The organism is Isoptericola sp. NPDC056573 (assembly GCF_042793335.1).
Classification (GTDB): Bacteria; Actinomycetota; Actinomycetes; order Actinomycetales; family Cellulomonadaceae; genus Isoptericola.
Map to the genome: position 1 here is coordinate 424,751 of NZ_JBHTUY010000005.1, position 18,732 is coordinate 443,482.

The following is an 18,732-nucleotide window of genomic DNA, read 5'->3' on the forward strand; positions in this document are numbered from 1 at the left end:
GTGTCGAGCGTGGTGGTGCCCGAGGTCACCGCAGTCACGACTGCTTCACCGCGCCGTCGGCGAAGGAGAACCACTGCGTGACGAACTCGTCGACCGTGATGTTCCCGTACCCGAGCTCCTCACCGAGGCGCTTGAACTCCGCCTCGATCTCGCCGAAGCCCTCGACGGGCACGGGCGCGGCCTCGGTGACGACGTCCGCCACCTGCTCCTCGTACTGCACGACCTGCTCGTCCACCGAGCCCGGCTCGACGTCCATCGCGTCGATCTGCGCCTGGACGGCGGGGACGCCCTTCGAGGTGCCGAAGATCTTGCCGACCTCCGGCTCGTTGATGAGGAAGTCGATGAGCGCCGCGGCGGCCTCCGGCTGCTGGGTCTGCGCGGACGCGGAGAGCAGCATCGACGGCTTCCAGAACTGGGCCGGGCCGTTCTCGCCCGACGGGATCGGCAGCATCTGGATGTCCTCGCCCGACTCGGCCACGTAGCCGGCCAGGAAGTTGTCCCAGGTGGACTCGGAGGCGACCTCGTTGACGTGGAAACCGCCGAGGGGCTCGAGCTGCTTGTTCTTCTTGATCGGGTAGATCGCCTCGGCGTCGCGCAGACCCTGGCCCAGGTTCAGCCACTCGGTCATCTGCGCCTCGTCGAAGTTCAGCTTGCCGTCCTCGCTGAAGGGCTCGACACCCTGCTGGATGAGCCACTGCAGGAAGAACCAGAACGTCGCGGTGAAGTCGCCTCCGCCGTAGAGAGCCGGGTCCTCGCCGGCGCCCGCGTCCGTGACCTTCTGGATCCACGCGCTGTAGTCGTCCCAGGTGTACCCCTCGGCGAGCGGCTCGACGCCCACCTTCTTGAGCAGGTCGGCGTTGTAGAACGTGGCGAGCGTGTTGGTGCTCGTCGGGACGCCGTACTGCGCCCCGTCGATCTGACCGGAGGAGAGCAGCGAGTCGTCCACACCCTCGGTGTCGAGGTTCACGCCCACCTGGCCGCCCAGGTCGAGGAGCTGCCCCGTGGCGCCGTACTGGCGCAGGTAGGACAGATCCATCTGGATGACGTCGGGCAGCGCGCCGCCCGCGGCCTCCGTGGCGCGAGAGGTCCAGTAGCCGTCCCAGTCCTGGAACTGGGTCTGCACGGTGATGTTGGGGTGCTCCTCCTCGAAGAGGTCCACCGCCTTCTCGTACATCTCCGCGCGGGCCGGCTCGCCCCACCAGGCGAGCGAGATGGTGATGTCCTCGTCGGTGCTCACCTTCTCCGCGGAGCCCGGCTCCGCAGGGTCGGCGCCGCCTCCGCAGGCGGTGAGGGTGAGGGCGACGGCGACCGCCGCCGCGGCCGCGCCGGCGGCCTTCCGCGTGATCCTCATGTGAGCCTCCTCGCTCGTCGATCGTCCACGATCGTCGGCGGCGAGGACGCCCCGTTGACCCCTCGCACGGCTGCCGACTGAATCGATAAAACAGGATTCGGTAAGCGTTGTCCAGCCCCGAGGTGCTCCGAGTCACATCACGATCTCGCAACGAGCCCGGACGTGTTCCCGCGGCGACGGTCCGCCACCCGTCGACGGAAGGGGCCGCCGATCCGGGGACGTGTGATCGCTCACATCCGGCGGGCAGCCTACGTCGCGGCACCGGCGTCGGACGAACCCGCAGGCGACGGGCGTCCATCCGCACGCGAGGCGGCAGCGGCTCCCCCGGACCCCTGCCGCCTCGTGCGGGTGTCGCGCGTCAGACCTCCGCGAGCTGGGGCACCTGGGCCAGCACCGCGTCGACGAGCCCGGCGTCCGTGCCGGCCTCCTCGGGCAGCAGGCCCGGGAGCGCGAGCAGCGCCCGCGCGACGGCGGACGGCGACGCGGCCGCCGCATCGCCGTCCCCGGCGTCGGCCACCACGTCGGCGAGCTCCTGCGCCCGCGGGTCGTCGACCAGCCGGCCCGCGGCCGCCTCCCGGCGTACCACCTCGCTCCACGCCGCGAGCGCGAACGCCGCGCCCGCCGGGACCGCGCCCGCCGCCAGCCGGTCCGCGACGATGCCGCCCCACCGGAACGGGATCTTCTGGGTGCCGTCCATCGACACCTGCACCGTGGTGTGGCCCGTGGCCGGGTTGGCGAACCGCTCCAGCAGCGACTCCGCGTACGCGCGCAGGTCGGCGCCGTCGGGCGGGGTGAGCGTCGGCAGCGCGTCGTCGAGCATGAACCCGCGGGCGCGCTCGCGCAGCGCGGGGTCGGTCACGGCCTCCGCGAGCGTCGCGTGACCTGCCAGCCGGCCCGCGTACGCGAGCAGCGAGTGCGTGCCGTTGAGCAGCCGCAGCTTGGCCTGCTCCCACGGTGCGACGTCGTCGGTGAACGTCGCGCCCGCCTGCTCCCAGGCGGGACGCGGCCCGGCGAACCGGTCCTCGATCACCCACTGGCGGAACGGCTCGCCGACGACGAGACCCTCGTCGCGCGCACCGAGCTCGCGCTCCACCGCGTCGCGCTGCGCGGGCGTCGTCGCGGGCACGATCCGGTCCACCATCGAGCAGGGGAACGCGACGTCCGCCGCCAGCCACGACCGCAGCGCGGCGCCCTGCTCGCCCGGCAGCGCCGCGTCCACCGCCTCGGTCACGAGCCGCTCCAGGACGTGCCCGTTGTCGACCATGTTGTCGCAGGTCAGCACGGTGACCGGGCGCCGCTCCCCCGCGGCCTGCGCGGCCCGCCACCGGGCCGCGAGCCCGCGCACGAGCAGGCCGACCGCCGTCGCGCCCGGGACGCTGGCGTCACCGGCGGCGAGGGCATCCAGGTCCGGGCGCACCCGCTCGACGTCGAGCCCGCCGTCCGCGCCGCGGGCGTAGCCCTTCTCGGTGACGGTGAGCGTCACGACGTGCGTCGTGGGCGCCGCGATCGTCTCCAGCACCCGCGCGGTCTCCTCGGCCGGCCAGGCGACGTCGAGCACCGCCCCGACCAGGTCCAGCCGGGTCTCGTGCGTGCCCGCGGTGAGGACCGAGTAGGCGCCCCCCTGTGGCCGCAGCTGGTCGCGCACGGAGGCCGACCGCTGCGTGACGCCGAGGATCCCCCACCGGCGGTCGTCCGTGGCGCGGGCGGCCAGCTCGGTGAACACCGCCTGGTGCGCCCGGTGGAACGCCCCGATCCCCAGATGCACGATGCCCACCTGGTCGGGGGTCACCGGCGCCTCGAGGTGGGCGGGCAGGTGGGAGCGGTGCAGGCGGTCGGTCATGGTTCCTCCGTCGTCCGGCGGCGTCGCCGGGAAGATGCGTCCAGGGCTTGCAGGTCGTCGGTCAGGGGGTGTCGGGGGCGGGCCGCGGTGCCGCGGCGCGCGGAGGTGCGGTCGACCCGCGGACGACGAGCTCGACGGGGAGCGTCACGTCGCCCTGCAGTGCGCCGTCGTCCTTGCCCGGGCGCAGGACCAGCCGGTCGACGGCCACCCGGCCCGAGTCGCGCAGGTCGGTCCGCAGGGTGGTGAGGGGCGGGGACAGCAGCTCCGCGACGTACGCGTCGTCGCAGCCGACGACGGACAGGTCGCCGGGCACGTCGAGGCCGCGCACCCGCAGCCGCTCGACCAGGCCGACGGCCACGAGGTCGTTGAACGTCACGACCGCCGTGGCACGGGTGCCGACGACGAGGTCCGCCGCCGCGTGCCCGCCGGCGACCTGCGGCCGGTGCGGCCCGAGCTCCACGAGCTCGACGTCCCCCAGTCGCGCGGCGGCCGCGCGCAGGCCGGCGCGGCGGCGACCGTCCGACCACGAGCGGGCCGGCCCGCCCACGTAGGCGACCTTGGCGTGCCCGAGGGCCCGCAGGTGCTCGAGCGTGCGCAGCATGCCCGCCTCGTGGTCGGCGACGACGGACGGCAGCCCGTCGACGTGGTGGTTGACCAGCACCACCGGCCGCCCCGCGAGCGCCTCGACGGTGCGCTCGACCGCGCGCGGGGAGCACAGGATGATCCCGTCGGTCTGCGGGGCCAGGCCCGAGACGGCCTCGGTCTCGAGCTCGGGGTCCTCGTCGGAGTCGACGACGAACAGGCCGACGCCCCGTTCCCGCGCCTGGGCCTGGGCGCCCTTGGCGATCGCCGCGAAGTAGGGGTTGGCGAGGTCGGGGACGACGAGCCCGAGCGCTCCGGAGCGGCCCGCACGGAGCACGCTGGCGGCCCGGTTGGGCCGGTAGCCGAGCTCGCGCGCCGCGGCCGTCACCCGGTCGCGCGTCGGCGCGGCGACCCGCTGCGGGTCGGTCAGGGCGCGCGAGACCGTCGAGATCGACACACCGGCCGCCCGCGCGACGTCGTGCACCGTGACCACGACCACCGTCTCCTCGTGCCCGCCGCACGCACCCGGACGATGCGAACGTTTGCCAGATCGTCGCACATCTCGCCACGCCATGTCTCCCCCTGGCGCCGGTTGCCTTAGGGATTCCGTGCCCGGCGGTCGGCAGGCTACGATGCAAACGTTCGCATCCCATCTCGACGTTGAGGAGCCCCTGTGAGCGAGCGCTGGACCCTGCACCCCGACCGGGCACTGCCCGCCGACCCCGGATCCCGGGCACTGGCCCGCGAGATCTACGCCGCGGTGCGGGACCTGCCGATCGTCTCGATGCACGGCCACGTGCCCGTCGAGTGGTTCGCCGACGACGCGCCGTTCGGCGACCCGGCCCAGCTCGTCGTCGTGCCCGACCACTACCTCACGCGGATGCTGGTCTCCCAGGGCGAGACGCTCCCCCGCCTCGGCGTCGGCTCCACGGACGACGAGGCCGTCGAGACCGACCCCCGGGAGATCTGGCGCCGGTTCTGCGCCGGGTGGAAGCACTTCCGCGGCACGCCCACCCGCTACTGGCTGGAGCACGTGCTCGTCGAGATCCTCGGCGTCACGCAGCGCCCCTCGGCCGAGACGGCCGACGCCCTGTACGACCAGGTGGCCGCTCGCCTCGCCGAGCAGGACTTCCGCCCCCGCGCGCTGCTCGACGCCTTCAACATCGAGGTCATCGCCACGACCGACCCCGCCTGGGCGACGCTCGACGCGCACGGGAAGCTCGCCGCCGACGGCTACGGCGACCGCGTGCTGCCGACCTTCCGGCCCGACCCGCTGCTGCACGTCGACCGCGCGACCTGGCGCGACGACGTCGCGCGGCTCGGCGAGGCGGCCGGCGTCGACGTCACGTCCTACGACCGCTACCTCGAGGCCCTGCGCGCGCAGCGCGAGCGTTTCGTCGCCGCGGGCGCGCGGGCCACCGACCACGGCCACCTGTACGCCGACACGACGCCGCTGGACGACGCCGAGGCGCGCCGCATCCTCGACGCCGCGCTGGCCGGCACGGTCACGGCCGCGGAGGCGCAGGCGTTCAGCGGGCACATGCTGTTCCAGATGGCCGCGATGTCGGCCGAGGACGGCCTCGTGATGCAGCTGCACCCGGGCGTCCTGCGCGACCACGCCAGCGCCCCGTTCGCCGCCTTCGGCCCGGACAAGGGCTACGACATCCCGGTGGTCACCGAGTTCACGCGCTCGCTGCGCCCCGTGCTGGACGCCTTCGGCCACCACCCGGGCTTCCGCCTGATCGCGTTCACGGTGGACGAGGACGTGTACTCGCGCGAGCTCGCGCCGCTGGCCGGCGTCTACCCGGCGCTGCGGCTCGGCGCGCCGTGGTGGTTCCTCGACGCCCCCGACGCGATGCGGAGGTTCCGCGAGGCGGCCACCGAGACGGCGGGGTTCAGCAACATGAGCGGCTTCGTGGACGACACCCGCGCGTTCTGCTCCATCCCCGCGCGGCACGACCTGGCCCGGCGCGTCGACGCCGGCTACCTGGCCCGCCTGGTGGCGGAGCACCGCCTCGACCTGGACGAGGCGGTCGACGTGGCCACCGACCTGACCTACCGCCTGCCGCAGGCGGCCTACTCCCGCCCCTGACCGGTGCGAGCACGAGATCGGCCCACCGTCGGTCGCCGAACCGGGCCGGTCTCGCGCTCGCACGGTGATCGCGGCGACGGACGAGAGCAAGGAGTCACGCAGTGAAGATGGGTTTCCGCTGGTACGGCGAGGGCAACGACACGGTCACGCTGGACCACGTCCGGCAGATCCCCGGCGTGGAGACGATCGTGTGGAGCCTGCACCACAAGCAGGCCGGTGAGGTGTGGGAGCAGGAGGAGATCGACGCCGAGGTGGCGCGCATCTCCGGGCTCTCCGACGAGGCCCGGGCCCGCGGCGTGACCCGCACGCTCGACGCCGAGGTGGTCGAGTCGGTCAACGTGCACGAGTCGATCAAGCTGGGGCGCACCGTCCTCGGGCTGAGCCGTGACGAGGCGATCGAGAACTACGTGACCACGATCCGGCGGCTGGGCCGGGCCGGCGTCAAGGTGGTCTGCTACAACTTCATGCCCGTCTTCGACTGGCTGCGCACGGACCTGTGGCACCCGCTGCCCGACGGCTCGACCGCGCTGTTCTTCGAGAAGGCGGTCGTGGACGAGATGACGCCCGAGGGCCTCATCGCCGACATGGAGGCCGGGTCGCACGGCCTCACGCTGCCCGGCTGGGAGCCCGAGCGGCTCGCGGGCTTCACCGAGCTCAACGCCGCGTACGAGGGCGTCACGCACGAGGACATGTACACGCACTACCGGTACTTCCTCGACGCGGTGGTCCCGGCGGCGGAGGAGGCGGGGATCAAGCTGGGCGTGCACCCGGACGACCCGCCGTTCGACGTCTTCGGCTGGCCCCGCGTGGTCTCCACCCCGGAGGACCTCCAGCGCGTGCTGGACCTGCACCCGAGCCCGAACCACGGCCTCACGCTGTGCCTCGGGAGCTTCTCGGCGAACCCGGCCCAGGCGCCGATCGCGGCCGACACCGTGCGCCGCTTCATGGACCGCATCCACTTCACGCACGTGCGGAACATCAAGCACTTCCCGAACGGCGACTTCACCGAGGTGGCGCACCGCGCCTGCGAGGGCGACGTCGACACCACCGGCATCATGAAGGCCTACGCCGAGGCGGGGTACACGGGCTACGTGCGCCCCGACCACGGCCGCCACCTGTGGGACGAGAACACCACGAACAAGCCGCGGCCCGGGTACGGGCTGTACGACCGCGCGATGGGCATCCAGTACCTGCTCGGCGCGTGGGACGCGTTCCGCTACACCCGCTGACCCTGCCCCGCTGGTCGAGCGGGTCGAAGCCGACCGAGAGGCCCCTCATGCCCGACGAGAAGGCGTCGCCGGCGCCGTCCGAAATCGTTGTCGAACCCGCCTGGCACGCGGCCTGGCTGCCCGACGCCGCGCTGGCCGCCGTCGGCCGCCGCCGGGTCGCGGTCGTCGGCCCGGCGGAGGACGACGTCCTCGTCACCGTGTTCCGCGAGGCGGAGCGTGCGACCGCCGCGCACGGCGGCGACGTCGTCGACCCCGACGGTGCCCCCGACCTCCTGCTCGATGCCCGAGCGGGGGGCGACGGGTTCCGGCTCGTGCGGGACGGCGGCCGGGTCACCGTCGCGGCGGCGACGGCGACGGCGCTGCTGCACGGGTGGTTCCACGTGGTGCGGCTCGGCGAGGCGGCGTTCACCGGGCCCGACGCCGACGAGCGGCACGCGCCCGCGTTCGCGCTCCGCGTGCTGGACCACTGGGACAACGTGGACGTGCACCCGGTGATGGGGCAGGTCGAGCGCGGGTACGCGGGCGGCTCGATCTTCTACGCCGACGGCCGGGTGCGCGACGACCTGTCCCGCGTGACCGCCTACGCGCGCCTGCTCGCCGCGACCGGGATCGACCGCGTCTGCATCAACAACGTCAACGTGCACGCGCGCGAGGCACGGCTGCTCACGGACGACCTGCCGGAGGTCGCGCGGGTCGCCGCCGCCCTGCGGCCGTACGGCGTGCGCACCCACCTCGCGGTGAGCTTCGCCGCGCCGATGACGCTCGGCGGGCTGCCGACGTCGGACCCCCTCGACGACGACGTCCGCGCCTGGTGGCGCGCCGCCGCCGACCAGGTCTGGGCCACGATCCCCGACTTCGGCGGCTTCGTCGTCAAGGCCGACTCGGAGGGCCAGCCCGGCCCGTTCGCGTACGGGCGCGACCACGCCGACGGCGCGAACCTGCTGGCCGACGCGGTCGCACCGCACGGCGGCGTCGTGCACTGGCGGGCGTTCGTCTACGACCACACGCAGGACTGGCGCGACCGCTCCACCGACCGCGCCCGCGCCGCGTACGACCACTTCGCCCCGCTCGACGGGCGGTTCGCGGACAACGTGGTGGTGCAGGTCAAGCACGGCCCGATCGACTTCCAGACGCGCGAGGCGGTCTCACCGGTCCTCGCGGGGATGCCCGCCACCCGGCTGGCCCTCGAGCTGCAGGTGACGCAGGAGTACACGGGCCAGCAGCGGCACTTGTGCTACCTCGCGCCGTGGTGGAGCGAGAACCTCGGCTTCCGGCCCTGGGGAGAGGGCGGTGCCGCGGTGCGCGACGTCGTCGCCGGCCGCGGACCTGGCGCCTCGCCCGCGGTGGCGGCCACCGGGGGCGGCGGCATCGCCGCGGTCTCGAACGTCGGCGACGACGTCTTCTGGACCGGCCACCCGCTGGCCCAGGCGAACCTGTACGCCTTCGGCCGCCTGGCCTGGGACCCGACGCTCGACCCGGCGGCGGTCCTGGACGAGTGGATCGGCCTGACGTTCGCCGGCCAGGACGGCGCCGTCGAGCCGCGCGTCCGCGAGGTGCTGCACGCCGTCCTGGACGCTTCGTGGCGCACCTACGAGTCGTACACCGCACCGCTGGGCGTCGGGTTCATGGTGCGGCCCGGCCACCACTACGGCCCGGACGTGGACGGCTACGAGTACACGCCGTGGGGCACGTACCACTTCGCCGACCGCGACGGCATCGGGGTGGACCGCACCCGGGCCAACGGCACCGGATTCACGGGCCAGTACCCGGCGCCCTGGCGGGACGTCTACGAGGACCTCGCGACCTGCCCCGACGAGCTGCTGCTGTTCTTCCACCACGTGCCGTACACGCACGTGCTGCGCTCCGGCGTCACCGTGGTCCAGCACGTCTACGACACCCACTTCGCGGGCGTCGAGCGGGTGCGCGAGGCGATCGCGGCCTGGGAGTCGCTCGACGGGAGGGTCCCGTCCGACGTCGACGCCCGCGTCCGCGAGCGCCTCGCCGAGCAGCTGCGATCGGCCGTCGAGTGGCGCGACCAGCTGAACACGTACTTCTTCCGCAAGTCCGGGATCCCCGACACCCACGGACGCACGATCTTCTGAGCGCCCGCACCGTACGGACGTGTCGTGCGGACGTGCGCTTGACCCTCCCCTCGGGGGAGGGTCGAGGGTGCTGCGCAGGAGGTGAGACCCACGACGTCCTTCTCGATCACCGAGGTGGCCCGGCTGTCGGGCACCACGCTCAAGACGCTCTACCACTACGACCGGATCGGCCTGCTCGTGCCCGCTCGGGACGCGCGGAACGACTACCGGACGTACTCCGAGGGTGACCTGGAGCGCCTGCAGCAGATCCTGTTCTTCCGGGAGCTCGACGTGCCGCTGAGCGCGATCGCGGAGGCCCTGTCGGGTCGCGCTTCCCGGCTCGAGTGCCTGCGCGACCAGCGCGCCATGCTCCGCGCGCGCGGAGCACGGCTCGCCCAGGTGCTGGCGACGCTCGAGCGGGCCATCGCACACGAGACACAGGGAGACCCCATGCCCACCGACGACATGTTCACCGGGCTCGACCGCGCCGGGTGGCAGGACGCCCTCGCGGAGCAGGACGCGCACCTGCGCGACACGTACGGCGTCGAACTCGGCACGGCCGACGTCGACGCCGACCGGATGAACGCGGCCGCCGCCGAGGCGACGGCGTTCATGACCTTCATGGCCGACGCCCTGCGCACCGGCCTGCGCGCCGACGACGAGTCCGTCACCACGGAGATCCGCCGGCATCTGACGGCCCTCGACGCCGTGCACCCGACGGACTCGGAGGCGTTCGCCGGCCAGGCGAGGTTCTTCGTCGCCGACGACTTCCACCGCCGGATGCTGGAGCAGCAGCAGACCGGCCTGGCCTACTACCTGCTGCACGCGGCGGAGGAGTTCCGCGCCCGCGCGTAGGCGGCACGGCCGCGGGGAGCCTGTCGGCTCCCCGCGGCGGTGCGCGGGTCAGCCCGCGGCGAGCAGCTCGAGGGTGTCGACGACGCGGTGGGAGAACCCCCACTCGTTGTCGTACCAGGCCACGACCTTCACGTGCCGGCCGTCGACGCGGGTCAGCAGGGAGTCGAAGATCGACGACGCCGGGTTGCCGGTGATGTCCGACGAGACGAGGGGGTCCTCGGAGTACTCGAGCACCCCCGCCAGCCGACCCTGTGCGGCCTCCCGGTAGGCGGCGAGCACGTCCTCGCGGGACACGTCGCGTGTGACGGCGGCGTTCAGCTCCACGAGCGAGCCCACCGGGACGGGGACGCGGATCGAATCGCCCGAGAGCTTGCCGTCGAGCTGCGGCAGCACCAGCCCGATGGCCTTGGCGGCGCCGGTCGTGGTGGGCACGATGTTCACCGCCGCCGCGCGGGCACGGCGGGGGTCGCGGTGCGGGGCGTCCTGGAGGTTCTGCTCCTGGGTGTAGGCGTGCACGGTGGTCATGAAGCCGTGCTCGATCCCGGCGACGTCGTCGAGCACGGACGCGAGGGGGGCGAGCGCGTTGGTGGTGCACGACGCGTTGGAGACGATCGTGTGCGCCGCCGGGTCGTAGACGTCGGTGTTGACGCCGGGGGCGAGCGTGACGTCCGCGCCGGCCGACGGCGCGCTCACGAGCACCTTGCGCGCGCCGGCGTCCAGGTGGCCGCGCGCCGCGTCGGCGGACGTGAACCGGCCGGTGGACTCCAGCACGACGTCCACCCCGAGGTCCCGCCAGGGCAGGGCGGCGGGCTCACGCTCGGCGAGCACCGCGACGCGGCGGCCGTCGACCACGATCGCGTCGTCGTCGGCCGTGACCGGGCGGCCCAGCCGGCCGGCGGTGCTGTCGAAGGCGAGCAGGCGTGCGAGCGCGGCGGGCGCGGTGAGGTCGTTGACGGCGACGAGCTCCAGGTCGCTGCCGCGCTCCAGCAGCGCGCGCAGCACGTTGCGCCCGATCCGGCCGAAACCGTTGATGGCGATGCGGGTCATGTGACCCTCCTTCCGTGTCGCCACCAGGCTCGCCGCCGTCGCACGGGCCGAACACCGGCGCGCACGCCACGGTCCGCAAGGATCTCGCCAGGCCGGGTCTCCTCTCTCCGGCCCGGAGCCTCACTCCCCGCGGGCGAACGTGCGCCGGTACTCGCTGGGCGTCGTGCCGAGGATCCGCCGGAAGTGCGCGCGGAGGTTCGCGCCCGTCCCGAGCCCGACGTCGGCGGCGACCTGCTCGACGCTGCGCTCCGAGCGCTCCAGCAGCTCGCGGGCGACGTCGATGCGGGCACGCAGCACCCAGGCCATCGGCGTGTACCCGGTGTCGTCGGCGAACCGCCGCGAGAAGGTGCGCGGCGAGACGGCCGCGTGCCGGGCCAGGTCCTCGAGCGTGAGGTCGTCGGTCAGGTGGTGCAGCACCCACTCCCGGGTGCCCGCGAACCGCTCCCCGAGCGGCTCGGGCACGCTGCGCGGCACGTACTGGGCCTGGCCGCCGCTGCGGTACGGCGCCGCGACCAGGCGGCGGGCGGCGTGGTTCGACGCCGCGACGCCCAGGTCGCCGCGCAGCACGTGCAGGCACAGGTCGATGCCCGAGGCGGCTCCCGCCGACGTGAGCACGCTGCCCTCGTCGACGAACAGCACGTTCTCGTCCACCCGCACCCGCGGGTGCTTGGCCGCCAGCGCGCGCGTGTAGTGCCAGTGCGTGGTGGCGCGACGGCCGTCGAGCAGGCCGGTCGCGGCGAGCGCGAACGCTCCGGTCGAGATCGCGGCCAGCCGGGCGCCGCGATCGTGCGCGGCGCGGAGCGCGTCCACGACGGCGGGCGGCGGGTCGTCGCGGTCCGGGTGGCGGTAGCCGGGGAGGAACACGACGTCGGCCCAGGCCAGCGCCTCGAGCCCGTGGTCCAGGTGGTAGGAGAGGCCGTCCCCGCCGGCGACGAGCCCGGGCGCCGCGGCGCAGGCCCGCACCTCGTAGGGCATGCTCGGCCGCGTCGTGAAGACCTGCGCCGGGATGCCGACGTCGAGGGGCTTCGCGCCCTCCAGCACGAGGACGGCGACACGGCGCTGACGCGGTTCCGGCACCCGTCGAGCCTAGACAGGCCCGGGCCCGGGCGTGGTCAGCGGCCCACCGTGTCGAGGTCGGCCAGCTGCTTCCCGGTCAGCCGCAGGCGAGCGCCGGCGACGTTCTCGCGCAGGTGCGCCACCCGCGACGTCCCGGGGATCACCAGCACGTTCGGGGACCGCTGCAGGAGCCAGGCGAGCGCCACGCCGGACGGCGTCGCGCCTGCCGCGGCGGCGACCCTGGCGAGCGTCTCCGACTGCAGCGGGGTGAACCCGCCGAGGGGGAAGTACGGGACGAACGCGATGCCGTCCTCCGCGAGCCGGACGACGAGCTCGTCGTCGTCGCGGTGCGCGAGGTTGTACCTGTTCTGCACGCCCACGACCGGTGCGATCGTCCGCGCCTCGGCCACCTGCTCGGCGGTGACGTTGCTGACGCCGAGGTGCCGGACCAGGCCCTCCTGCTGGAGCTCCGCGAGCGTCTCGAACGCCTCGGCGACGGAGCCGGCACGCGGGCCGGCCGCGTCGCCCATGCGCAGGTACACCAGGTCGAGGGTGTCGACGCCGAGGCTCTCGAGGTTTCCCCGGACCTGGGCGCGCAGCTCCTCCGGGTGCCGCGCCGTGGGCCAGCCCCCCACGGCGTCGCGACGCGCCCCGACCTTGGTGGCGACCAGCAGGTCCGCGGGGTACGGGTGGAGCGCCTCGCGGATCAGCCGGTTGGTGACGCGCGGGCCGTAGGCGTCGCTGGTGTCGAGGTGCGTCACGCCGAGGGCGACGGCCTCGCGCAGCACCGCGACCGCCTCGTCGTGGTCGCGCGGCGGACCCATGACGCCGGGGCCGGCGAGCTGCATAACGCCGTACCCGACCCTGGAGACCGTGCGGTCGCCGAGGGTCCAGGTGCCGCCGGGGGCCGTGCTGGTCGTGGTGGTCATGAGGATGCCTCTCGTCAGGGGTCGGTGGCGTGCCGCGCACCGGGGCACCAGTCTTGGTGCCATGCTCTCTGTGAGGAAGTAGGCACCTGAGAGTGCGTTGCACCCCAGAGTGACGGCAGTGACGGCAACCGGTGAGGGAGACGAAGGATGACGACGATGCCGGCGGCCGAGCGGCGTGCCCGGGCGAAGGTCGAGTACGACGCGTTCCTGGCGGCGTGCCCCAGCCGGGAGCTGCTCGACCGGCTCTCCGACAAGTGGGTGGTGCTCGTCCTGTGCGCGCTCGGCGGCGACGGCGCGGGCGGCACCGGCGAGCCGCGCGCCATGCGCTACTCCGAGCTGGCGCGCCTCATCGCCGGCGTCAGCCAGAAGATGCTCACGCAGACCCTGCGCTCCCTCGAACGTGACGGCCTGGTGACGCGCACCGTGGTGCCGACGGTCCCCGTCACGGTCTCCTACGAGCTCACCGACCTCGGCGCGTCGCTGCACGGCACGACCCGCCAGCTCAGGGCGTGGGCCCAGAACCACATGGACGACGTCGCCTCCCGGCGCGAGGAGCACGACGCCCGCCGCGAGAGCGCCGCGACGTGAGGGACGACCGGGGCTACGCGCGGTCGGCCGGGCGGGAGCGCGGGGAGACGATGCCGGACTCGTAGGCGAACACGACCAGCTGGGCGCGGTCGCGGGCGCCGAGCTTGGTCATCGCGCGGCTGACGTGCGTCTTCGCGGTCAGCGGGCTGAGCACCATCCGCGCGGCGATCTCGTCGTTGGACAGCCCGTGCGCGACGAGCGCCACCACCTCGCGCTCGCGCGGCGTGAGCAGACCGAGACCGTCCGCGGCGATCGCGTCCGGTGGGCGCGCGACGAACTCGCTGATCAGCCGGCGCGTGATGGCCGGGGACAGCAGCGCGTCGCCCCGCACGGCGGCGCGCACGGCCTCGACGAGGTCGGCGGGCTCGGTGTCCTTCACGACGAACCCGCTCGCCCCGGCCCGCAGCGCCTCGAACACGTACTCGTCGATGCCGTAGTTCGTCAGCACGACGACGTGCACGCCCGCCAGCGCGTCGTCGGCGGCGATCTGCCGGGTGGCGGCGATGCCGTCCATCCCGGGCATCTGGACGTCCATGAGCACGACGTCGGGCCGCAGCTCGCGCGCCAGGCGGACGCCGTCCTCCCCGTTGGCACCCTCGGCGACCACCTCGACGTCGTCCTCCGCGTCGAGCAGCGCCCGGATGCCGGAGCGGATGAGGGCCTGGTCGTCGACGAGGCCGACGCGGATCACCCGCGGGCCGCCGGCTCGTCCGCGGCCCGCGCGTCGTCCGGGGCCGCCGGCCGTGCCCGCCCCGCCGGCAGCGGGAGCGTGACGCGCACCGAGAACCCGCCGCCGGTCCCCGGCCCGGCATGGAGCGTCCCGCCGAGGGCGGCGACGCGCTCGCGCATCCCCGTCAGCCCGTGCCCGGGCTCCGGCTCGCCGGGTGCGCCGCGGCCGTCGTCGTCGACCTGCAGGGTGAGCTCGCGGGCCGCGAACGCCACGCGCACGGTCGCGGCCGCGGCGGCCCCGCCGTGCCGGGCGACGTTGGTGAGCGCCTCCTGCACGACGCGGTAGGCGGCCTGGTCGGTCTCGGCCGGCAGCGCGCGCCGGACGCCGAGGAGCCGGAGGGTGGTGGGCACCCCCGCGGCCCCCGCGCGCTCGACGAGGGCCTCGAGCCGGTCGATCCCGTTCCCGTTCGGCTCGCCGTCGCGGCGCAGCACGTCGAGGGTCGAGCGCAGCTCGCGGGCCGCGTCGGTGCTCGCCTCCTGGATCGCGAGCAGCGCGGGCGGCGGCTCCTCGCCCCGCTTGCGCGCGAGGTGGGCGGCCACGCCCGCCTGCACCTTGATCACGGAGATGCTGTGGGTCAGGGAGTCGTGCAGCTCGCGCGCGATGCGCAGCCGCTCCTCGACGGCACGACGCCGTGCCACCTCGTCGCGCGTGCGCTCGGCGTCCTCGGCCCGCTGCTCCACCTCGCGCACGTACGCGCGCCACTGCAGCACCGCGACGCCGGCGACGCCGAGCGAGACCAGCCAGCCCGCCGCGAGGATCCGCTCCCGTGCCCGTCCCGTTCCCATCCCGGCAGCGTAGGTGCGGCCGCGGAGCCGCCGCATCCGGCGCGGGGAGCACCCTGCGCGTACTCCCCCCGCGGTACGACGACGCCCCGTCGCCGACCGGACCGGTAGCCGCAGGTGTCGCCGACGGGCGGACGCGCCGAGGACACCTCGCCGCGAAGGATCGGACCACGGAACGACGCAGGACGGACACCCCCGCACGACCGACCCGAGGAGCACCGCCATGAGCATCCAGGCACCCCGCATCCAGGTACCGAACGTCCAGGCACCGAGCGTCCAGGCACCGAGCATCCAGGCACGCGGGCGCACCCCCGCCGGGCTGGGCGACGTCGTCGTCCCCGGCGACGACGGCTACGAGGAGGCACGACGCACCGTCTTCGCCACCGGCTCCCCCGCGCTGGTCACGCGACCCCGCGACGAGGCGGAGGTGGCGGCCGCCGTGGCGTACGCGGCCCGCGAGGGGCTGCCCCTGTCGGTCCGCTCGGGCGGGCACGGCCTCACCGGCCGCGCCACCAACGACGGCGGCCTCGTGGTGGACCTGCGCCACCTGGACGCGGTCGAGGTCGTGGATGCGCACCACAGGCTGGTGCGGGTGGGCGCCGGCGCCACGTGGGGCCGGGTCGCGGCGGCGCTCGCGCCGCACGGACTGGCGATCTCCTCCGGCGACACCGCGAGCGTCGGCGTGGGCGGGCTGACGCTCGGCGGCGGCGTCGGGTGGATGGTGCGCCGGCACGGCCTGACCATCGACGCCCTGGTCGGGGCCCGGGTGGTGCTCGCCGACGGCCGGACGGTGGTCGCGAGCAGGGACTCGCACGCCGGCCTGTTCTGGGCGCTGCGCGGCGGGGGCGGGGGCTTCGGCGTCGTGACGGGCGTCGACCTCGTCGCCGCCCGGGTGGGCGACGTCCGCTACGGCGCGATCGGCCTCGCCCTCGACGACCCCGCCCGCCTCGTCGCGGGCTGGCGCGACGTGCTGCGCGAGGCGGACGAGGAGCTGAGCAGCACGCTGGTGCTGGCGCCGCCCGTGAGCGACCGCCCGGCGTCCGCGTCGGTCCTGGTCTGCGCGTCGCACGACGACGCGGCGGCGGCCGAGCGGGCGGTCGAGCCGCTGCGGCGCCTCGGCACGGTGCTGAGCGACACGGTCGCGACCGTGCCGTACGCCGACGTCCTCGCCGAAGGCGGCCACCACCCACCGGGCCTGCGCCTCGTCGGCCGCAACGTGCTGGTGCCGCGGCTGGACGACGACGTCGTCGCGGCGGTGGCCGCGGCGTCCGCGGGCGACCGGCCGGTGGCGCTCGCGCTGCGCGCCCTCGGTGGCGCGTTCTCCCGCGTGCTGCCCGACGCGACCACGTTCGCCCACCGCGACGCGGAGGCGCTGGTGGTGGGCGGCACCGTCGTCCCTCAGGACGCGTCCGACGCCGACGTCGAGGACGCCCTCGCCTGCTGGCGCGGCGTCGCCGCCCACGGCACGGGCGCGTACGTGAACTTCCAGGGCTCCGACACCGCGGCCGACCTGGAGGCGGCGTACCCGCCCGCGACGCTCGCCCGGCTGCGCGCGGTCAAGCGGTCCTACGACCCGGGCGGTCTGTTCGGGCGCCACCTGGACGGTGCGCCCACCGGTGCGCCCGCCGGTGCGCCCGGGTCGGGGGCGGCGTCGTGAGCGCCGCGTTCGAGGCCGAGGGTCTCGTCAAGGCGTTCGGCCCGACGACGGCGCTCGACGGCGTCGACCTGCGCGCCGAGCGCGGCACGGTGCTCGGCGTCCTGGGCCCCAACGGGGCGGGCAAGACCACCGCCATCCGCGTGCTGGCGACGCTGCTGCGGGCCGACGCCGGCCGGGCGGTGGTGGACGGGCTGGACGTGGGCCGCGACCCCGTCGAGGTGCGCCGCCGCATCGGCCTCACCGGCCAGTACGCGACGGTGGACGAGGACCTCACCGGCGCGGAGAACCTCGTCCTGTTCGGTCGCCTGCTCGACCTGCCCACGGCCGAGGCCCGCGTCCGGGCCGCGCGGCTGCTGGACCGGTTCGGGCTCACCGACGCGGGCGGCAGGCGCGCGTCCACCTACTCCGGCGGGATGCGCCGCCGCCTCGACCTGGCCGCCAGCCTCGTCGGCTCGCCGAGCGTCCTGTTCCTCGACGAGCCCACGACCGGCCTCGACCCGGGCAAGCGGGAGGAGCTGTGGCAGACCATCCGGTCGCTCGCCGACGACGGCACCACCGTGCTGCTCACCACGCAGTACCTCGAGGAGGCCGACGCCCTGGCCGACGAGATCACCGTGATCGACGGCGGCCGCGTCATCGCCCACGACACCCCGGCGGGCCTGAAGCAGCAGGTCGGCGGGCAGACGGTGGTCGTGCGGCCGCGCGACCCGGACCGGGTCGCGACCGCGGCGGGCGTCGTCGCGCGCGTGACCGGGGAGGACGTCGCCCCGCCGCACGGGGGCGTGGTCACCGCGTCCGTCGACGACGAGCGCGCGTTCTCCGCCGTCGTGCGCGGGCTCGAGGACGCGGACGTCGCGGTCACCGAGCTGGCGCTCCGCCTCCCGGGCCTCGACGAGGTCTTCTTCACCCTGACCGACGGCCACCGCACCACCCCGAGGGAGGAATCATGACCGCCACCACGACGACCGTCGCCACCGGCACCGCACCGCACCGCCGGGGCACGACGACGCCCCCGCGCCGCTGGCCGCTCGCCCGCCACGGCCTGATCCTGGCGCACCGTGCTCTCGTCAAGACCCGGCGCAACCCCGGCGAGCTGGCCGACGCGGTGATCCTGCCCGTCGTGTTCCTCGTCCTGTTCGTCTACCTGTTCGGCGGGGCGGTCGCCGGGTCCACGCACGAGTACCTCCAGTACCTGTTCCCCGGCATCCTCGTGCTCACCACGGTGCTCACGGGGCAGGTCGCGACCGGGCTCAGCATCGTGCAGGACATGAAGAAGGGCGTCTTCGACCGGTTCCGCAGCATGCCCGTGCCGCGCGCCGCGATGCTGCTGGGCTCGGTCCTCGCCGACGCCGTCCGGTACGTCATCGCGCTCGCCGTGCTGTTCGGCGTCGGGTACGCGCTCGGCTTCCGGGTCGAGACGGGGCTGCTGCCCGCCCTGGCCGCGTGCGGGCTCGCGATCGTCCTCGGCTTCTCCCTGTGCTGGCTCACCGTGCTCGTGGCGGTGCTGCTGCGCGACGAGATCATGGTGTCGACGGTGGGGTTCCTGCTGCCGTTCCCGCTCGTGTTCGGCACGGGCATGGCCGCGCCGGTCGAGACGATGCCGGGCTGGCTGCAGGCCTGGGCCGAGGTGAACCCGGTGAGCCGGGCGATCGAGGCCAGCCAGGGCCTGCTGCTCGGCGGCCCGGTCGCCGGGCCGGCGACCGCGACCCTGCTGTGGAGCGCGGCGTTCCTCGCCGTCTTCGGCACCGCCGCCGTGGTGGCCTACCGCCGGGTGGTGTGACGGGTGGCGCGACGGGAGATCCGTAACGTTTCAGGGCCTTGACAGGACGGCGTCGGGCTCGCCAAGGTGTCGAAGCGCTTCGACATGCAGAGCCCGGCGCCGACGCCGGTCCGGCCGGTCGGAGGCGCGACGT

General features: G+C 74.6%; 16 protein-coding genes. 8 read left to right on the forward strand and 8 right to left on the reverse strand.

Going from position 1 to position 18,732, the window contains the following annotated elements:
* Positions 1 to 34: 34 nt before the first annotated feature.
* The 3 genes from ACFQ8E_RS11845 to ACFQ8E_RS11855 form a co-directional block, all read right to left on the reverse strand.
* Entirely contained in the window at positions 35 to 1,351 is a 1,317-nt protein-coding gene (locus ACFQ8E_RS11845; RefSeq protein WP_430550738.1) for an ABC transporter substrate-binding protein, read from the reverse strand.
* A 358-nt stretch (positions 1,352 to 1,709) separates the two neighbouring features.
* Positions 1,710 to 3,191, reverse strand: coding sequence for a mannitol dehydrogenase family protein (locus ACFQ8E_RS11850; protein ID WP_430550739.1), 1,482 nt, complete (start codon positions 3,189 to 3,191; stop codon positions 1,710 to 1,712).
* 61 nt (positions 3,192 to 3,252) lie between these two features.
* The gene (locus ACFQ8E_RS11855; protein WP_430550740.1) at positions 3,253 to 4,266 is read right to left on the reverse strand and encodes a LacI family DNA-binding transcriptional regulator; all 1,014 of its coding nucleotides are present in this window, start codon (positions 4,264 to 4,266) and stop codon (positions 3,253 to 3,255) included.
* Between the two features lie 180 nt (positions 4,267 to 4,446).
* On the opposite strand from ACFQ8E_RS11855, the gene uxaC reads away from it, so the two are divergent.
* The 4 genes from uxaC (at position 4,447) to ACFQ8E_RS11875 (ending at position 10,030) form a co-directional block, all read left to right on the forward strand.
* The gene (gene uxaC, locus ACFQ8E_RS11860; RefSeq protein ID WP_430550741.1) at positions 4,447 to 5,865 is read left to right on the forward strand and encodes a glucuronate isomerase; all 1,419 of its coding nucleotides are present in this window, start codon (positions 4,447 to 4,449) and stop codon (positions 5,863 to 5,865) included.
* Positions 5,866 to 5,972: 107 nt separating this feature from the next.
* Positions 5,973 to 7,094: a mannonate dehydratase gene (gene uxuA / locus ACFQ8E_RS11865; RefSeq protein WP_430550778.1), complete on the forward strand. Its 1,122-nt coding sequence runs from the start codon at positions 5,973 to 5,975 to the stop codon at positions 7,092 to 7,094.
* Positions 7,095 to 7,141: 47 nt separating this feature from the next.
* A complete protein-coding gene (locus ACFQ8E_RS11870; protein WP_430550742.1) occupies positions 7,142 to 9,196 on the forward strand; it encodes an alpha-glucuronidase in 2,055 nt (684 codons plus the stop codon).
* A gap of 81 nt (positions 9,197 to 9,277) precedes the next feature.
* Entirely contained in the window at positions 9,278 to 10,030 is a 753-nt protein-coding gene (locus tag ACFQ8E_RS11875; protein ID WP_430550743.1) for a MerR family transcriptional regulator, read from the forward strand.
* 48 nt (positions 10,031 to 10,078) lie between these two features.
* On the opposite strand, the gene gap is transcribed toward ACFQ8E_RS11875, so the two are convergent.
* The 3 genes from gap to ACFQ8E_RS11890 form a co-directional block, all read right to left on the reverse strand.
* Positions 10,079 to 11,077, reverse strand: coding sequence for a type I glyceraldehyde-3-phosphate dehydrogenase (gene gap / locus ACFQ8E_RS11880; RefSeq protein WP_430550744.1), 999 nt, complete (start codon positions 11,075 to 11,077; stop codon positions 10,079 to 10,081).
* A 120-nt stretch (positions 11,078 to 11,197) separates the two neighbouring features.
* Complete coding sequence (locus tag ACFQ8E_RS11885; RefSeq protein WP_430550745.1) at positions 11,198 to 12,154, reverse strand: GlxA family transcriptional regulator; 957 nt, start codon at positions 12,152 to 12,154, stop codon at positions 11,198 to 11,200.
* 35 nt (positions 12,155 to 12,189) lie between these two features.
* Positions 12,190 to 13,062 carry an oxidoreductase gene (locus ACFQ8E_RS11890; protein ID WP_430550746.1) on the reverse strand — a complete coding sequence of 291 codons (873 nt, stop codon included), beginning with the start codon at positions 13,060 to 13,062 and terminating at the stop codon, positions 12,190 to 12,192.
* Between the two features lie 147 nt (positions 13,063 to 13,209).
* Here ACFQ8E_RS11890 and ACFQ8E_RS11895 point away from each other — a divergent pair, with 147 nt between their 5' ends.
* The gene (locus ACFQ8E_RS11895) at positions 13,210 to 13,650 is read left to right on the forward strand and encodes a winged helix-turn-helix transcriptional regulator (protein WP_430550747.1); all 441 of its coding nucleotides are present in this window, start codon (positions 13,210 to 13,212) and stop codon (positions 13,648 to 13,650) included.
* A 13-nt stretch (positions 13,651 to 13,663) separates the two neighbouring features.
* Here ACFQ8E_RS11895 and ACFQ8E_RS11900 read toward each other — a convergent pair whose 3' ends face one another.
* Entirely contained in the window at positions 13,664 to 14,341 is a 678-nt protein-coding gene (locus ACFQ8E_RS11900) for a response regulator (protein ID WP_430550748.1), read from the reverse strand.
* The gene (locus ACFQ8E_RS11905) at positions 14,338 to 15,165 is read right to left on the reverse strand and encodes a sensor histidine kinase (RefSeq protein WP_430550749.1); all 828 of its coding nucleotides are present in this window, start codon (positions 15,163 to 15,165) and stop codon (positions 14,338 to 14,340) included. The genes ACFQ8E_RS11900 and ACFQ8E_RS11905 overlap by 4 nt, the downstream gene beginning before the upstream one ends.
* A gap of 220 nt (positions 15,166 to 15,385) precedes the next feature.
* Here ACFQ8E_RS11905 and ACFQ8E_RS11910 point away from each other — a divergent pair, with 220 nt between their 5' ends.
* The 3 genes from ACFQ8E_RS11910 to ACFQ8E_RS11920 are packed head-to-tail and all read left to right on the forward strand — an operon-like array spanning position 15,386 to position 18,599.
* Positions 15,386 to 16,819: an FAD-binding oxidoreductase gene (locus ACFQ8E_RS11910; protein WP_430550750.1), complete on the forward strand. Its 1,434-nt coding sequence runs from the start codon at positions 15,386 to 15,388 to the stop codon at positions 16,817 to 16,819.
* Positions 16,816 to 17,769 (forward strand): ATP-binding cassette domain-containing protein, encoded by a 954-nt coding sequence (locus tag ACFQ8E_RS11915; RefSeq protein ID WP_430550751.1) that lies wholly within the window; start codon positions 16,816 to 16,818, stop codon positions 17,767 to 17,769. The genes ACFQ8E_RS11910 and ACFQ8E_RS11915 overlap by 4 nt, the downstream gene beginning before the upstream one ends.
* Complete coding sequence (locus tag ACFQ8E_RS11920) at positions 17,766 to 18,599, forward strand: ABC transporter permease (RefSeq protein WP_430550752.1); 834 nt, start codon at positions 17,766 to 17,768, stop codon at positions 18,597 to 18,599. Before ACFQ8E_RS11915 ends, ACFQ8E_RS11920 begins: the two co-directional genes overlap by 4 nt.
* Positions 18,600 to 18,732 lie beyond the last annotated feature (133 nt).